The organism is Luteibacter sp., assembly GCF_051958795.1.
Classification (GTDB): domain Bacteria; phylum Pseudomonadota; class Gammaproteobacteria; order Xanthomonadales; family Rhodanobacteraceae; genus Luteibacter.
This window is the reverse complement of the sequence record NZ_JBQCFT010000201.1, coordinates 1-14,414: the sequence shown is the minus strand read 5'-3', so window position 1 is coordinate 14,414 and position 14,414 is coordinate 1. Positions and strand designations below refer to the sequence as shown.

At 67.4% G+C, this 14,414-nt stretch carries 17 protein-coding genes; 13 read left to right on the top strand and 4 right to left on the bottom strand.

Translation table 11 applies throughout. From position 1 onward, the window contains the following. The first annotated feature begins 224 nt into the window (after positions 1-224). From ACTHLF_RS10185 to ACTHLF_RS10175, 3 genes are read left to right on the top strand one after another with little or no spacing between them, the layout of a single operon-like run. Positions 225-686, top strand: a complete 462-nt coding sequence (locus ACTHLF_RS10185; RefSeq protein WP_440327118.1) for a nuclear transport factor 2 family protein — start codon at positions 225-227, stop codon at positions 684-686. Beyond that, positions 686-1,240 carry a TetR/AcrR family transcriptional regulator gene (locus tag ACTHLF_RS10180; protein ID WP_440327116.1) on the top strand — a complete coding sequence of 185 codons (555 nt, stop codon included), beginning with the start codon at positions 686-688 and terminating at the stop codon, positions 1,238-1,240. The genes ACTHLF_RS10185 and ACTHLF_RS10180 overlap by 1 nt, the downstream gene beginning before the upstream one ends. After that, positions 1,237-1,797, top strand: coding sequence for a DNA-3-methyladenine glycosylase I (locus ACTHLF_RS10175; protein ID WP_440327114.1), 561 nt, complete (start codon positions 1,237-1,239; stop codon positions 1,795-1,797). The genes ACTHLF_RS10180 and ACTHLF_RS10175 overlap by 4 nt, the downstream gene beginning before the upstream one ends. Here ACTHLF_RS10175 and ACTHLF_RS10170 read toward each other — a convergent pair. Beyond that, the gene (locus ACTHLF_RS10170) at positions 1,791-2,774 is read right to left on the bottom strand and encodes a JmjC domain-containing protein (RefSeq protein ID WP_440327113.1); all 984 of its coding nucleotides are present in this window, start codon (positions 2,772-2,774) and stop codon (positions 1,791-1,793) included. The genes ACTHLF_RS10175 and ACTHLF_RS10170 overlap by 7 nt on opposite strands. 258 nt (positions 2,775-3,032) lie before the next feature. Continuing rightward, positions 3,033-3,491: a carboxymuconolactone decarboxylase family protein gene (locus ACTHLF_RS10165; RefSeq protein WP_440327111.1), complete on the bottom strand. Its 459-nt coding sequence runs from the start codon at positions 3,489-3,491 to the stop codon at positions 3,033-3,035. 112 nt (positions 3,492-3,603) lie between these two features. Here ACTHLF_RS10165 and pdxR point away from each other — a divergent pair, with 112 nt between their 5' ends. Both pdxR and tadA read left to right on the top strand, forming a co-directional pair. Continuing rightward, positions 3,604-5,007, top strand: a complete 1,404-nt coding sequence (gene pdxR / locus ACTHLF_RS10160) for a MocR-like pyridoxine biosynthesis transcription factor PdxR (protein ID WP_440327109.1) — start codon at positions 3,604-3,606, stop codon at positions 5,005-5,007. Positions 5,008-5,034: 27 nt separating this feature from the next. Continuing rightward, complete coding sequence (gene tadA, locus ACTHLF_RS10155) at positions 5,035-5,526, top strand: tRNA adenosine(34) deaminase TadA (protein WP_440327108.1); 492 nt, start codon at positions 5,035-5,037, stop codon at positions 5,524-5,526. On the opposite strand, the gene ACTHLF_RS10150 is transcribed toward tadA, so the two are convergent. Beyond that, positions 5,523-6,353 carry an NAD-dependent protein deacetylase gene (locus ACTHLF_RS10150; RefSeq protein ID WP_440327119.1) on the bottom strand — a complete coding sequence of 277 codons (831 nt, stop codon included), beginning with the start codon at positions 6,351-6,353 and terminating at the stop codon, positions 5,523-5,525. The genes tadA and ACTHLF_RS10150 overlap by 4 nt on opposite strands. 8 nt (positions 6,354-6,361) lie before the next feature. After that, entirely contained in the window at positions 6,362-7,198 is an 837-nt protein-coding gene (locus tag ACTHLF_RS10145; protein ID WP_440327107.1) for an Hpt domain-containing protein, read from the bottom strand. A gap of 90 nt (positions 7,199-7,288) precedes the next feature. Between ACTHLF_RS10145 and ACTHLF_RS10140 the strand changes: the two genes are divergently transcribed. The 8 genes from ACTHLF_RS10140 to ACTHLF_RS10105 form a co-directional block, all read left to right on the top strand. Next, positions 7,289-7,927, top strand: a complete 639-nt coding sequence (locus ACTHLF_RS10140; RefSeq protein WP_440327105.1) for a response regulator — start codon at positions 7,289-7,291, stop codon at positions 7,925-7,927. Between the two features lie 192 nt (positions 7,928-8,119). Next, positions 8,120-9,760: a phosphoglucomutase (alpha-D-glucose-1,6-bisphosphate-dependent) gene (gene pgm, locus ACTHLF_RS10135; protein WP_440327104.1), complete on the top strand. Its 1,641-nt coding sequence runs from the start codon at positions 8,120-8,122 to the stop codon at positions 9,758-9,760. A gap of 3 nt (positions 9,761-9,763) precedes the next feature. Next, a complete protein-coding gene (gene yjjX, locus ACTHLF_RS10130) occupies positions 9,764-10,312 on the top strand; it encodes an inosine/xanthosine triphosphatase (protein ID WP_440327102.1) in 549 nt (182 codons plus the stop codon). A gap of 137 nt (positions 10,313-10,449) precedes the next feature. Next, positions 10,450-11,934 (top strand): glucose-6-phosphate dehydrogenase, encoded by a 1,485-nt coding sequence (gene zwf, locus ACTHLF_RS10125; protein ID WP_440327100.1) that lies wholly within the window; start codon positions 10,450-10,452, stop codon positions 11,932-11,934. 107 nt (positions 11,935-12,041) lie between these two features. Next, positions 12,042-12,503: a peptide-methionine (R)-S-oxide reductase MsrB gene (msrB, locus tag ACTHLF_RS10120; RefSeq protein ID WP_440327098.1), complete on the top strand. Its 462-nt coding sequence runs from the start codon at positions 12,042-12,044 to the stop codon at positions 12,501-12,503. Next, positions 12,500-13,000: a peptide-methionine (S)-S-oxide reductase MsrA gene (gene msrA, locus ACTHLF_RS10115; protein ID WP_440327097.1), complete on the top strand. Its 501-nt coding sequence runs from the start codon at positions 12,500-12,502 to the stop codon at positions 12,998-13,000. The genes msrB and msrA overlap by 4 nt, the downstream gene beginning before the upstream one ends. A gap of 62 nt (positions 13,001-13,062) precedes the next feature. Next, a complete protein-coding gene (locus tag ACTHLF_RS10110) occupies positions 13,063-14,136 on the top strand; it encodes a sensor histidine kinase (RefSeq protein ID WP_440327096.1) in 1,074 nt (357 codons plus the stop codon). Further along, the coding region (locus ACTHLF_RS10105; RefSeq protein ID WP_440327094.1) for a LytR/AlgR family response regulator transcription factor at positions 14,133-14,414 on the top strand (282 nt) is incomplete at its 3' end. The genes ACTHLF_RS10110 and ACTHLF_RS10105, both read left to right, overlap by 4 nt.

Sequence of the window (14,414 nt, the reverse complement as noted above, 5' to 3'; positions counted from 1 at the left end):
GGCGTGGCCGGGGCCGGGGTTTGGGGGGGGGGGGGGTGCTGGGCCTCGTGTGGTCCCCCCCCCGCCCGCGGGGGGGGCGGGCTCGGGCGCTTTGGGCCCCCCCCCCCCCCCCCCCCCCCCCCCCCCCCGCTCCCACAACGTCGCCCGGCGGCATACGTTGGTATGATTGCCAGCCATTGTACCGATTGGTACAGTGCAATCTCCCCGGTACAGGAGATAGCATCATGGCCGCACCCGTTCCTCCGTTCACCCACGAAACCGCCGTCCAGAAGGTCCGCCTTGCCGAAGACGGCTGGAACAGCCGCGACCCGGCCCGCGTGTCGCTGGTCTATACGCCGGATAGCGAATGGCGCAATCGCGCCGAGTTCGTCCACGGCCGCGAGCAGATCGTGGAGTTCCTCACCCGCAAGTGGGCGAAGGAGCTCGACTACCGCCTCATCAAGGAACTCTGGGCGTTCACTGGTGACCGCATCGGCGTCCGCTTCGCCTATGAGTGGCACGACGACAGCAACAACTGGTACCGCTCCTACGGCAACGAGAACTGGGAGTTCGGCGAAGACGGGCTGATGCATCACCGTTACGCCTGCATCAACGACATGCCCATGAAGGAATCGGACCGGAAGTTCTTCTGGCCGCTCGGCCGCCGCCCGGACGACCACCCGAGCCTTTCCGACCTGGGCCTCTGATGCCGCGCCTCGTTTACGAACGCGCCGATGTCCTGCCGCTGCTCGCGGAAGCCTTCCGCGAGCTCGGCTTCGACGGCGCATCCATGGCGCGGATTACGGAGAAGACCGGCCTGGGCAAAGGCAGCCTGTATCACTTCTTCCCGGGCGGGAAGGAGGATATGGCGGCTGCCGTGCTAGGCGAAGTGAATGCGTGGTTCGAAGACCGCGTGTTCACGCCGCTGGCCACGATGCCGCCTGCCGAGGGCATCCCGACCATGTGGCGCGCCGTGGACGAATATTTCCATAGCGGCGCGCGCGTTTGCCTGGTCGGCGCCTTCGCGCTCGATGAAACCCGTGATCGCTTCGCGGCGGCCATCGGGGACTACTTCGCACGCTGGATCGATGTGCTTACCGCGGCGCTGAAGGGTGCCGGTGTGCCCGAACCCCGGCAGGCCGCGCTGGAGATCGTCGGCGGGATCCAGGGTGCTCTGGTGCTCTCGCGGGCTCTAAACAATCCGGGCGTCTTCGTGGAAACTACGGCTCGACTCCGCGAGATGGGCAGCGCCACGCCGTGACGAAAACCAAAATCCGTTGTGTCTGGGCGGGCAGCGACCCGCTCTACGCCGATTACCACGACACCGAATGGGGCGTGCCGCTGCACGACAGCCGCATGCTCTGGGAGCAGCTGATGCTGGAAGGCTTCCAGGCGGGCCTGTCGTGGATCACGATCCTGCGCAAGCGCGAGAACTTCCGGAAAGCGTTCAAGAACTTCGATCCAGTGAAGGTCGCCCGCTTCACGGAGAAGGATATCGAGCGCCTCCTCGGCGACGAGGGCATCATCCGCTCACGGGCCAAGATCGAAGCGACGATCCAGGGTGCGAAGATCTACCTCGACATGAAGGCGCGTGGCGAAGACTTCGCCGACTACTGCTGGTCGTTCACGAACGGCAAGGTGCTGCATGGCGATGGCAAGACCGTGCACGCGCAGACGCCGCTCTCCGCCACCATCTCGAAAGACATGAAGAAGCGAGGCTTCAAGTTCGTCGGCCCGACCATCGTCTATGCGTGGATGCAGGCCGTGGGCATCGTCGACGACCACGCCCGTACCTGCTTCCGCTACCGGGCTCAGTAAGAGCCCGGCGGTGCCTTTTCGCCCCACCAGCCTTCCTCCGGCCGGTGGTGGGCCTTGAGTCCACCGTAGAAGGTGAGGGCGCGCAACGCCCACTGGCGGCTCACGCCCAGCATGTATCCAAGCGGTGCCTTGAAACGGTCGCGCCAGTAATGGTGGCCTGGCGTAGCCGGATGCATGCCCAGGTACTTGCGGCATACCCGGTTGAACTGATGCACGCGCGCGTTGCGCACGGTATGGCTCGTGTAGAAGGTGACGCCGATCGAGATCGACACGGCGTCATCGCCATGGACCCAGTCGGTGTCGGATCGCGTCATGTGCGGCGCCGTGGTCGGGAAATACACGCCGTCTCCCGGGCCGCTATCGAAATCGTGGCTCGTGGCGCGCGATGAATCCTTCAGCCTGACATCGCGCAGGGTATGGCTGACGATGAAGTCCTCGACGTGCGCCGCGCTCACCGCGTCGCGGTCGTCGGGCTCCCAGACGCTCAGCGTCTTGCGGCCGTGCAGCTGCATCCAGAAGTTATTCTCGCGATCGATATGGAATGGCGTTACCGACGGCGGGGCCGAGATGAAGATGAAGCCGGTGACATTGAAGATGCCTGGCTGTTCCTTCTCGATCAGCGGGCGCAGGCCGTCGATGATTTCTTCCAGCAAGGCTCGGTAACGCGGCACGGCCTCGACGTTGTACAGCGCGATCCACGAACCGCTTTCATGGATACGCTCGAAGACCTGGTCGATGTCACGCCCATCGGTCGGTCTGGGCTCGTGGCGGAATGCCGAGTCCTGCTGCATGCCAGGTCGCACGAACCGACATTGCTCCTTCGGCATCAGCTCGCGCGCCAGATTGGCCAGTTCCGGTAACTGGAACAGCGCGTGGCGATGGAAATTGTGCCGCAGCCGGGTGATCCGGTGCGTGGAGAACCCCGCGGGGTCCAGGGGCCACACGATATGCGGCTCGCCGTTGTCGCGCTGATCCATGGTGACGCTCCCCTCGAAACATGACCCCTGCCAGCGAGGAAAAGCGTCGTACTAACCTGCGGCCCGTGCCATTGGACAGACGGCCTAACCGCAAGGTCCTATCAGCGGGGCGGGGTTGGGGGGGGGGGGGGGCGGCGGGGCGGGAGGGGGTGGAGACGCCCCGCCACCCCGCCGGCCGCGCCCCAGGCGGGGGCGGGGCGGGTGGGGGTCTCGGGGCACCCCCCCCGGCGGCCCCCCCCCGCTCCCACATGGGCCGGATCAGACCAGCCGCGAGGCGGCGACCGGGGTGTTGCGGAAGGTGACGCCAAGGCGGTTGAACGCGCTCATCAGGGCGATCGCGACGGACAGGTCGGAGAGCTCCTTGTCGTTGAAAGCAGCCGTCGCGGCTGCGTAGTCCTCGTCGGGCACGCCGGTCTCGGCGACGTTCGCGACCGACTCGGTCCAGGCCAGCGCAGCCTGTTCGCGCGGGGTGAACACCTCGCCGGCTTCGCGCCATGCGGAGGTGAGGATCAGCTTCTCGAACGGCACGCCATGCTTGTGCAGGTCCTGCGAGTGCATGTCGATGCAGAACGCGCAGCCGTTGATCTGAGACACGCGCAGGTAAACGAGGTCGATCAGGTTCTTGTCGAGGCCGCACTGGGCCAGGTAGCCGTGTACGTTCAGGAAGCCCTTGGCGGCGTCGGGGGCGGCTTTCATGTAGTTGATGCGCGAGCTCATGGTGGCGACTCCGGTAATGAAGGAAGGTGGCTATGGGATGGGGATAGCCTGCGCCCGGCATGGGTCAGTCACCAGAGCCAAGAATGCGTTCCGGCGATGTACCATCGGCGGCATGGACGCTTCCTTCGGCATACGAATCGATCGCGGCGCGCGGCTGTCGCTGTCGGCGCAGATCGCGGATGGCATCCGCGATGCGATCCGCGACGGCAGGCTCGCCCCCGGTACCCGCCTTCCGTCCTGGAACGACCTGGCGGCCCAGTTGGGCGTCGCGCGGGGCACCGTCCGAATGGCCTATGAGGAACTGGCCGACGGCCAGTTCGTGGTGCCTTCGGGGGCGGCCGGTACGCGCGTCGCGCGGCGCGTCCCGGCGTCGCGTCCGGAGCCGGAGCCCATCCGCACGCGCGCCCCCTTCGGTGGTTACCCGGTCGGGCACACCTCCGCGCTGCCGTTCCAGGTAGGCGTGCCGTCGGCGGACCTGTTCCCCGCGGCGCTCTGGTCGCGGTTGCTTGGCCAGGCGGCGCGCGAGACGGCCGCGGCCCCTGCGGACTACCCGGATCCGCGCGGCGAGCCGAACCTCCGGGCCGGGATCGCGGGCTATCTCGCCGTTGCGCGTGGCCTGGCCTGCCATCCGTCGCAGGTGTTCATCACCCACGGGTATGCGGGCGCGCTCAGTGCGATCCTCCGCGTGCTGCGCGTACAGGGCGCCGATGCGTGGTTCGAGGAGCCGGGTTACCCGTTCGCCCGCACGGCGCTGGGCTGGGCCGGCGTGCGGCCGGTGCCGGTGCCGGTGGACGCTGAAGGCATGGACGTCGCGGCGGGCAGGGCGCTCGCACCGCATGCCGCTATCGCCCTCGTCACGCCCGGCCAGCAGGCACCCACCGGCGCGGCCATGTCACTGGAGCGGCGCCTCGCACTGCTTGAATGGGCGCACGGTGGCGAGCGCTGGATCATCGAGGACGACTATCTCGGTGAACTGCAGCTCACCCGGCGCGCGGCTCCCGCGCTCGCATCGATGGACAAGCACCGCGTGATCCATATCGGCACCTTCAGCAAGACCATCGCACCGGGCCTGCGCATGGGCTACCTGGTCGTGCCGGCGGCACTGACCGCTGCGCTCCACGAGGTGGTCGGCACGCTGGAGCCCGCGCCCCCACCGGTCATGCAGCACGCGGTCGCTGCCTTCATCCAGCAGGGCCACTACCTGCGCCACCTCCGCCGGATGAAGCGCGCGTACGCCAGCCGGCGCGACGCAGTGGCCGCGGCGCTCACCCGCGCGGGGTTGGCCTGGGAGGGCGGTGGCCTCTCGCTGTGCGTGCCACTACCCGCGGGCAGCAACGACGTCGCGCTCGCCAGGGCCGCGCATGCCGCCGAACTGGCGCCGGTGCCGCTATCGCCATGGTTTGCCGGGCCGGAGAAGCGTGCGGGACTCCTGCTCGGCGTGACCAACGCCGACCCGGAGCAAGCGGATCACCTGGTGGAACGCCTTGCGGCGGTGCTGCGTGGCGCGACCGGCTAGAATGCGCGGCTTGCCCTGGAGTACTCCTTGAACAGCCCGCTCATCCCCGATGCCGCTCCTCCGTTCAGCGATGAAGACCGCGCGTGGATGGCGCGCGCGCTCGAGCTGGCGGCGCATGCGCGGGACGCTGAGGGCGAGGTCCCCGTCGGCGCCGTCCTCGTGGTGGAAGGCAAGGCCGTGGGCCTGGGCTGGAACCGCAACATCACCCTGAACGACCCCACCGCGCACGCCGAGATCCAGGCCTTGCGTGCCGCAGGCGAAGCGCTGGGTAACTATCGTTTCCCGGGTGCGACCCTGTACGTCACCCTGGAGCCCTGCGCCATGTGCGCGATGGCGATGGTCCATGCGCGCGTGGGCCGGGTGGTCTACGGCGCGACCGATCCGAAAACCGGTGCGGCCGGCAGCGTCTTCGACACGCTCATATCGGATCGTCATAACCACAAGGTCGTGGTTGCCGGGGGGCTCGAAGCCGACGCTGCCGGCGACATGCTGCGCCAGTTCTTCCGGTCGCGCCGCTAGGCGAACGGTCGCAGGGCTTCCGCCACGGGCAAGGGAATGGGCAGGGTCAACAGGGCGTCGGCGCGCGTCACGCCGAGGTTGACCGACGCGATGGGCAGGCCCTTGCGCGACGCTTCCAGAACGAAGCGATAACCGGAAAAGACCATCAGCGACGAGCCGATGACGAGCATGGCATCGGCGCGGGCAAGGTGGGCCCATGCGGTATCCACCCGGGCGCGGGGCACGTTCTCGCCGAAGAACACCACGTCAGGCTTGAGGATCCCGCCGCACACCGTGCACGGCGGCACGACGAATCGTGAGAAATCCACGTTATCGAGGTCCGCATCGCCGTCCGGCGCAACCGTGGCCTGGAGCTCGAGCCACGCCGGATTCGCTTCCTCCAGGCGGCGCTGCATGGCGTCGCGGCGGGTGATGTCACCGCATTGCATGCAGCGGACGCGATCCATGCGGCCATGCAGGTCCACCACGTTCACGCTGCCGGCGGCCTCGTGCAGGCCATCGACGTTCTGCGTGAGCAGGAGCTCAATGCGACCCTGTCGCTCCAGGTTGGCGAGTGCATGGTGGGCGATGTTCGGCTGCACGGCGCCGAAGTGCCGCCAGCCGATCATGCCGCGCGCCCAGTAGCGTGCGCGGGCTGGTTCGCCACTCATGAAGAGCTGCAAGGTCATCGGCGGGCTGCGCTTCCACGCGCCCTGGCCGTCGCGGTAGTCGGGGATACCGGAATCGGTGCTGATGCCGGCGCCGGTCAGGACGAACAGGCGCGGATGCGCGTCTACGAACGTTCGCAGAGCGTCGGGCGCGGCATCGTACGCATCGGTGAGTGTCATCCGCTTCACTATATCAGCGGTTCGTGGCCGCGGCCTTCACGCAACCAGGCCAGTGCCCGGGTCGCATCCATGGCGAAGCGGCGGATGCCCAGTGCCATGTCGTCCAGCGGGCGTACCGCCAGATCCTGTTCGAGCCGGATGCCCATGGCGGAAAGCCCGGTGGCTTCGGCCATGCCGAGTGCACCGGAAACGCGGTGCAGCCATTGCCGGACCGCATGCGCGTCCGCCCGGGCCAATGCGCCCTCGAGGTCGCCGACGTCCGCGGCGAGGGCTTCACGAAGCGCATCGATGACCTCGCGCATCGCCGCGTCGCTGCCCAGCATCGTGCGCAGGGCGACGACATCCACATGGGGTGCGGCGGGCGGCACGATGAAGCCCAGTTCGATGGCAATGCGGAACACATCGGCCGTCTCGATGGCCAGCGCACCGCCCAGGGTGTCCAGCCGTCGCCTGATCGCGTCGATGACCGAGGCGAACGAATCCGTTGCGGCGGCGTCGGACGGCTTCAGGATCATGCTGAAGTGCGCCACCTGCCTTCCGGGCTCGTCACGCACGACATCGATCGCGAGCGTCACCACATCGCTCGCCGGGTGGTCGATGGCGAGTTCCATGAGCGGCTGCAGCATGTCGCCCAGGCCGCGGATGGGTCCGACCAGATCGGGACCGAGCGTGGGGTCGATCTCCAGCGCGAGTTGCAGGCCGCGTCGCTGTGCGCGCCCGCGATAGCGCTGCCCAAGGCGTTCGAGCAGGTCAGGCAAACCGGCGGCATGTGTGATGCGTGCGGCGCGCGCGGCGCGTGCATCAAGCCAGCGATCCACGGTCGTGCGCCACCAGCGTGCTGGCATCCCCATGCGTGATGTGCTCAACTCAGCGCCCCGCGGAGCACAGGCATGGCAACGCGGCCACATGGACAGCGCCACATCGAAGGATCACTCATGGCCTATCGCGTCATCATTGCCGACGACCATCCGGTCGTGTTGAAGGGCATCGGACTTGCCCTGGCCCGTAACGGCGTCGCGCGGGTCGCCGGCGAGGCGGATTCGCCCGAAGCGCTGCTCGAGCTCCTTGAAACCACCGCATGCGATGCGCTGATCACGGATTTCAGCATGCCGGGATCCGATCGCGATGGCCTTGCGATGCTGCAGGCCGTGCGCTCGCGTTATCCGCGTCTCCCGGTGATGGTGATCACCACCATCGCCAATCCCGCGTTGTACCGCGAGATCCTCTCGATGGGTGTGTTGGGGCTCATCGGCAAATCGGGCGACGCGCGGGATATCCCCGAGGCGCTGCGTGAGATCGTGGCCCATCATGTGTACCTCGGCGCCTCCGTGCAGGCCGTGCTGGGCGTGGAGCAGGGGACCGTGGTCGACCGTAGCGGTACCCTGGCGGACCTGTCGCCGCGCGAACTCGAGATCCTGCGCCTGTTTGCCGCCGGCCACGGCGTCACCGATATCGCGCGGGCCACCGGCCGCGGCCTGTCCACCGTCAGCCAGCAGAAGACCAATGCCATGCGCAAGCTGCGCCTGGCGAACGATAACGAGGTTTTTGAGTACATCGAACGGCTGCGCCTGTGACTGCTGAACGGACGCTGCCACGATAGCCAGCGAATGCGGCCGGGGACATAGAAGAATTCTCAAAACTACGCGATCCTTGCCAGCTGGCGGGCGCGGCAACGTGCACGCCTGCTTGACAACCCCAGGCACGCGCCGTGCCTACAATGCCCGACCCCGGGGCCCCCGCGGCTCCCGTAGCAAGGAGATTCATCGGTGAGTGCCAAGATCAGCCCCCTCGCGGGAAAGCCCGCTACCGAGAGCAAGCTCGTCGATCTGTCGGCGCTCGTGGCCGCCTATGCGGACCTGAAACCGGATCCCTCGGTTCCCGAGCAGCGCGTCGTCTTCGGCACCTCCGGCCATCGTGGCTCATCGTTCGAGCGCTCGTTCAACGAGGCGCATGTCCTCGCCGTGGTCCAGGCGATCTGCGAGTACCGGAAGAAGGCGGGCGTCGATGGCCCGGTCTACGTCGGCATCGATACCCACGCGCTGTCGCAGCCGGCGTTCGAAAGCACGCTGGAGGTACTGGCGGGTAACGGCGTCGAGACCATGGTCTCGGCAGGCGGCGAGTACACGCCGACACCTGCCGTGTCGCACGCCATCCTGGTGCACAACCGGGGGAGCGAGGCAGGCAAGGCCGATGGCATCGTCATCACGCCGTCGCATAACCCGCCGGACAACGGCGGCATCAAGTACAACCCGCCGCATGGCGGCCCCGCGGATACGGATGCGACGAAGTGGATCGCGGACCGCGCCAACGCGCTGATCGAGGGTGGCCTGCGCGAAGTGCGCCGCGTGCCCTACGCGCAGGCCGCGAAGGCCTCGACCACGCACGCGTTCGATTTCCTGCAGCGCTACGTCGGCGACCTCGGCGACGCGCTTGATCTTGAGATCATTCGCGCCAACGGCGTGCGCATGGGTGTGGATCCGCTGGGCGGTGCCGGCGTGCATTACTGGAGCGCGATCGGCGAGCGCTATGGCCTGAACCTCACGGTGGTGAGCGAGGCAGTCGACAAGACCTTTGCGTTCATGTCGCTGGACTGGGACGGCAAGGTCCGCATGGACCCATCGTCGTCGTACGCCATGCAGCGCCTGATCCACCTCAAGGACAAGTTCGACGTCGCCTTCGCCTGCGATACCGACCACGATCGCCACGGCGTCGTCGCACCCAGCGTCGGCCTCATGCCCGCGAACCACTACCTCGCGGCAGCGGCGTGGTACCTGTTCCAGAACCGTCCCGGCTGGCGTGCGGACGCGGCCGTTGGCAAGACCGCGGTCAGCACGGGTCTGCTCGACCGCATCGCCGCGCACCTGAAGCGCCCGCTGCTCGAAGTGCCCGTCGGCTTCAAGTATTTCGTGCCGGGCCTGTTCGATGGCAGCGTCGGTTTCGGTTGCGAGGAAAGCGCGGGTGCATCGTTCCTGGCGAAGGATGCCTCCGCCTGGTCGACCGATAAGGATGGCATCCTCGCTGCGCTGCTGGCCGGCGAAATGACCGCGCGCACCGGTGGCGACCCTGGCAAGCTGTACCAGGAGATCACCGGCAAGCTGGGCGATCCCGCCAATTCGCGCATCGATGCGCCCGCCACGCACGCGCAGAAGCAGAAGCTGTCCAGGCTCGATCCGGCGCAGGTCACCTCGAAGACCCTCGCCGGCGACCCGATCACCACGGTCATCAATCAGGCCGATGGCCAGCCCATCGGCGGTATCAAGGTGAGTTCGGCGCAGGGCTGGTTCGCGGCGCGGCCGTCGGGCACCGAAGACATCTACAAGGTCTACGGCGAAAGCTTCCGCGGCAAGGACCACCTGGCCCGCGTGCTCGAGGAAGCCCAGGCCATGGTCGACAAGGCATTGGGCTAAGCCATGGCGCACGAACCCATCCGCGTGCTGGTCGGCTCGCGTAACCCGATCAAGGTGGCCGCGGTCCAGCGTGGCCTGGCGCCGCTTTTCCCGGGGCGCCTGGTCGAATGCACCGGCATGCATGCTCCCTCCGGCGTCCCCGACCAGCCGATGACGGCGGCGGAGACCCGCGAGGGCGCGCTCAACCGGATGAACTACTGCCGCCAGCACGGCGAGGCCGATTTCTTCGTCGCGCTGGAGGGTGGGGTCGATGTCACGGAAGACGGCCCGGGCACCTTCGGCGTCGTCGCCATTGGCCACGGCGATGTCGTCTCCGTAGGGCGGAGCGCGTGGCTGCCGCTCCCGCCGGCCGTGTATGAGGCCCTGCTGGAGGGCGATGAACTTGGCGATGTGATGGACCGGCTGTTCGGTACGGTCAACATCAAGCAGCAGGGTGGAGCGATCGGCCTCGTCACCAACGGCCATGTCACCCGCGAGGACGCTTACGCCCAGGCCATGGCGCTGGCGATGGCCCCGTTCCTCCACCCGGAGCTCTACAGCCTCGACCTGTAGGGCGGGGCAAAGGTGTTGTGCCGCCGGGGTAACGATTTAGATCGATTCAACCCCTTGAATCCAGCCCAAGGCCCCTTATCCAGCATGGCATCGGTGACGGTGTGTCCGCCGCCATCCCTTGCCTCGGATACCAGGTCATGACCACTTCAAGCCCGCTCGAACCCGTTCCGTCCTTCGATTACGTCATTTTCGGCGCCACCGGCGACCTCACCATGCGCAAGCTGCTGCCGGCGTTGTACCGCCGGTTCGCGGAAGGCCAGGTGCCGGCGGATGCGCGGATCATCGGTACGGCGCGTTCGCCGCTGGATGATGCCGCGTATCGCGAGCGAGCGCTGAAGGCGCTGCGCGAGTTCATCCGCGGCGACGAGCTGGTTGACGCGACGGTGGAGCGATTCCTGCACCTGGTCCACTACGTGAGCCTCAACGGTGCGGACGCGAACGGCGACTGGGCGAGCCTGGCGGCGAAGCTGGCCAGCAATGATCCGGCGCGGGTCCGCGTGTTCTACCTGGCGACGGCGCCCGACCTCTATGGCGCGATCGCGGCGAACATCGACCAGAAGGGCCTGCGCACGGCGCACTCGCGCATCGTCCTGGAAAAGCCCATCGGCACGGATCTCGAGACCGCACGCAAGGTCAACGAGGGCGTGGGCCAGCACTTCCCGGAAAACAGCATCTACCGCATCGATCACTACCTCGGCAAGGAGGCGGTGCAGAACATCATCGCGCTGCGCTTCGCGAACCCGATGCTCGAGCGCATGTGGGACCACGAATCCATCGAATACGTGCAGATCACCGCCGCGGAGACCGTTGGCCTCGAGGGTCGCGGTGGCTATTACGATGGCTCTGGCGCCCTGCGCGACATGATCCAGAACCACCTGCTGCAGGTGCTCACCGTTGTCGCCATGGAGCGCCCGTCGTCGCTGGATGCCGACGCGCTCCGCGACGAGAAGGTGCGCGTGCTCACGTCGCTGAAGCCGCTCGACCGGCATAACCTCGCGGCCAACGTGGCGCGCGGCCAGTACGTCGGCGGCACCTCGGCCGGACAGAGCGTGCCGGCGTACCGCGATGAACTGCCCGATGCGGTGCCGAGCAAGACCGAGACGTTCGTGGCGTTGAAGGCGGAGATCGATACCCCGCGCTGGCAGGGCGTGCCGTTCTACCTGCGCTCGGGCAAGCGCATGCCGGAGAAGCTGACGGAGGTGGTCATCCAGTTCCGCGCCGGCGAGCCTGGCCTCTTCGGCGAAGCACGCCCGGGTAGCCGCCTGGTGATCCGGGTGCAGCCCAACGAGAGCGTGATCCTGCCGCTGTTCGTGAAGCAGCCGGGTAATGCATTCGGCCTGGACGAAGTCGATGCACTGTCGAAGCTGGGCGAGCCGGGCCGCGTGCGGTTCCGCGACTCGTACGAGGGCCTGATGCTGGATGCCGTGAAGGGCAGCCCGGCCCTGTTCGTCCGCAAGGATGAGACCGAAGCCGCCTGGCAGTGGGTGACCCCGATCCTGCAGGGCTGGAGCGATGCGGCCAGCGGCCCGGATGCGTATGAAGCGGGCACCTGGGGGCCGGAATCGGCGCGCGCGTTGCTGGCCCAGGCCGGTCACCAGTGGGTGGAAGACCTCGCCGCCTGAGCGGCCCTTCACCCTCCCGGGGCATTGCATCCACGCCGCTCGCCCGCATTATGTGGGGAGCGGCGAAGCGGGCGACCGCGGCGCCGATCATCCCCAGGAGGCTCCCCATGTCCGACTACCGCAAGACCCCCGAGGCCCTCGCCCGTCTCAGCCCGGAGCAGTTCCGGGTGACCCAGCAGAGCGGCACCGAGCGGCCGTTCCATAACGCCTTCCACGAAAGCAAGGAACCGGGCATCTACGTCGATATCGTCTCCGGCGAGCCGTTGTTCTCGTCGCTCGACAAGTTCGACAGCGGTTGTGGCTGGCCCAGCTTCACCCAGCCGCTCGAGAACGAGCACGTCGTGGAGAAGCACGATGCGAGCCACGGCATGGTCCGCACGGAAGTGCGCTCGACCCACGGCGACAGCCACCTGGGCCATGTCTTCCCGGATGGTCCGCGCGATCGCGGCGGCCTGCGCTACTGCATCAATTCCGCATCGCTGCGGTTCATCCCGGTCGCCGACCTGGAGAAGGAAGGCTATGGCGATTACGCCAGGCTGTTCACGAATGCCAATGGAGGTGCCGCATGACATCGAAAGCCATTCTCGCCGGCGGTTGCTTCTGGGGCATGCAGGACCTGATTCGCAAGCAGACCGGCGTCATCAGCACGCGCGTGGGCTACTCCGGTGGCGACGTGCCGAACGCGACCTATCGCAACCACGGCACGCATGCCGAGGCGATCGAGATCGAGTTCGATCCGGCGAAGATCAGCTACCGGAAGATCCTGGAGTTCTTCTTCCAGATCCACGACCCGACCACCGTCAATCGCCAGGGCAACGACCGCGGCACCAGCTACCGTTCGGCCATCTTCTACCTGGATGACGAGCAGAAGGCGGTCGCCGAGGACACTATCGCCGACGTGAACGCCTCCGGCCTGTGGCCTGGCAAGGTGGTCACCGAGCTGAGCCCGGCTGGCCCGTTCTGGGAGGCGGAGCCGGAGCACCAGGATTACCTGGAGAAGTACCCCAGCGGTTACACCTGCCACTTCATCCGCCCCGACTGGGTGCTGCCGCGCCGCGCGGCCTGACCCCATCGTGCCACCCGCCGGCTCTGGTATAAGAGCCGGCGGAGTGTCGGCGGGGAAAGGGCATGGCGGTTGGCGAGGGCAGGGCGGTTCCACCCGCGTGGCGGCGCCATGCGCTGTGGCTGTGGATCGCGTTGCTGGTGGCCATCGGGTTGCTCCGGGCCACCAACCGTTTCCTGATCGACGTGGCCAACGGGTATTCGAGCCCGTTCGCGCCGAAACTCATCGAAGAACTCACCGGCTCGCTGACCTTTGGCGCGTGCCTGCCGCTGCTGTTCATCGCCCTGCGTCGCATGCCGCGCACGCTGCTTGTCCATGCTGGGCTATTCCTAGCACTGTCCGTGACCCAGACGACGCTCATGATCGCGTCGCGCGCGGTCGTGTTCCGCCTCGCCGGCGACCCGGGGCTCGCGTATCCGGTCACCGTGTGGCGCTATCTCATGGAGATGCCCACCCAGCTGTTCTTCTATGCGGTGATCGTGGCCGGCGTGTGGTTGTTCGATCGTTACCGCGAAGGCCGTGCGCGCGAACTGCGTAATGCCCAGCTCGAATCCGCGCTATCCGAGGCGCGCCTCGAAGCGCTGCGCCTCCAGCTCAATCCCCACTTTCTATTCAACACGCTCAATGCTGTGTCCGAGCTCATGTACGAGCGGCCGCGCGTCGCCGATGAAATGCTCGCGCGCGTCGGCGAGCTGCTGCGCGCGACGCTCGCCGCCGGCAGCCAGGAGCATGCGTTGAGGGAAGAATGGCGCCTGCTGGACCTGTACCTCGACATCCAGCGCGCGCGCTTCGGCGCGGGCCTCGATGCCGGGAGGGATGCGGATGAAAGCCTGGCCGATATCCAGGTGCCGTTCCTCGTGCTGCAGCCGCTCGTTGAAAATGCCATCGAACACGGCGGCGTCGGCGATGCGCGGTACGTTCGCATCGAAGCGCGGCGCGACGGCGAGCACGCGGTACTGACTGTCCGCGACGGTGGTGGGGGCACGACGGTGCGTCCCGGACACGGCATCGGCCTGGGCAACGTGCAGGCGCGTCTGCAGCATCTGTACGGTGCTGCGGCTGGCGTGCGCCTGGAACCTGCGGGGCAGGGCTCCGTGGTCACGTTGTGGCTCCCAATCCGGGAGGCGTCCACGCCATGACCCTGCGCGCCGTAGTCATCGATGACGAAGCACCGGCCCGTGCCAAGCTGCGCCGTTACCTCGCTGAGCACGAAGGCATCCTGTGGGTCGGCGAGGCTTCCGACGGGCCCTCCGCCGTGGCGCTCATCCAGCGCGAGCGCCCGGATATCGTCTTCCTCGACATCAGCATGCCCGGCATGGATGGCTTTGCCGTCCTGCAGGCGCTGGGCGATCCGCTGCCGGCGGAGATCGTCTTCGTCACCGCCCCTGGCGACCAGGCCGTCCGTGCGTTCGAGGTG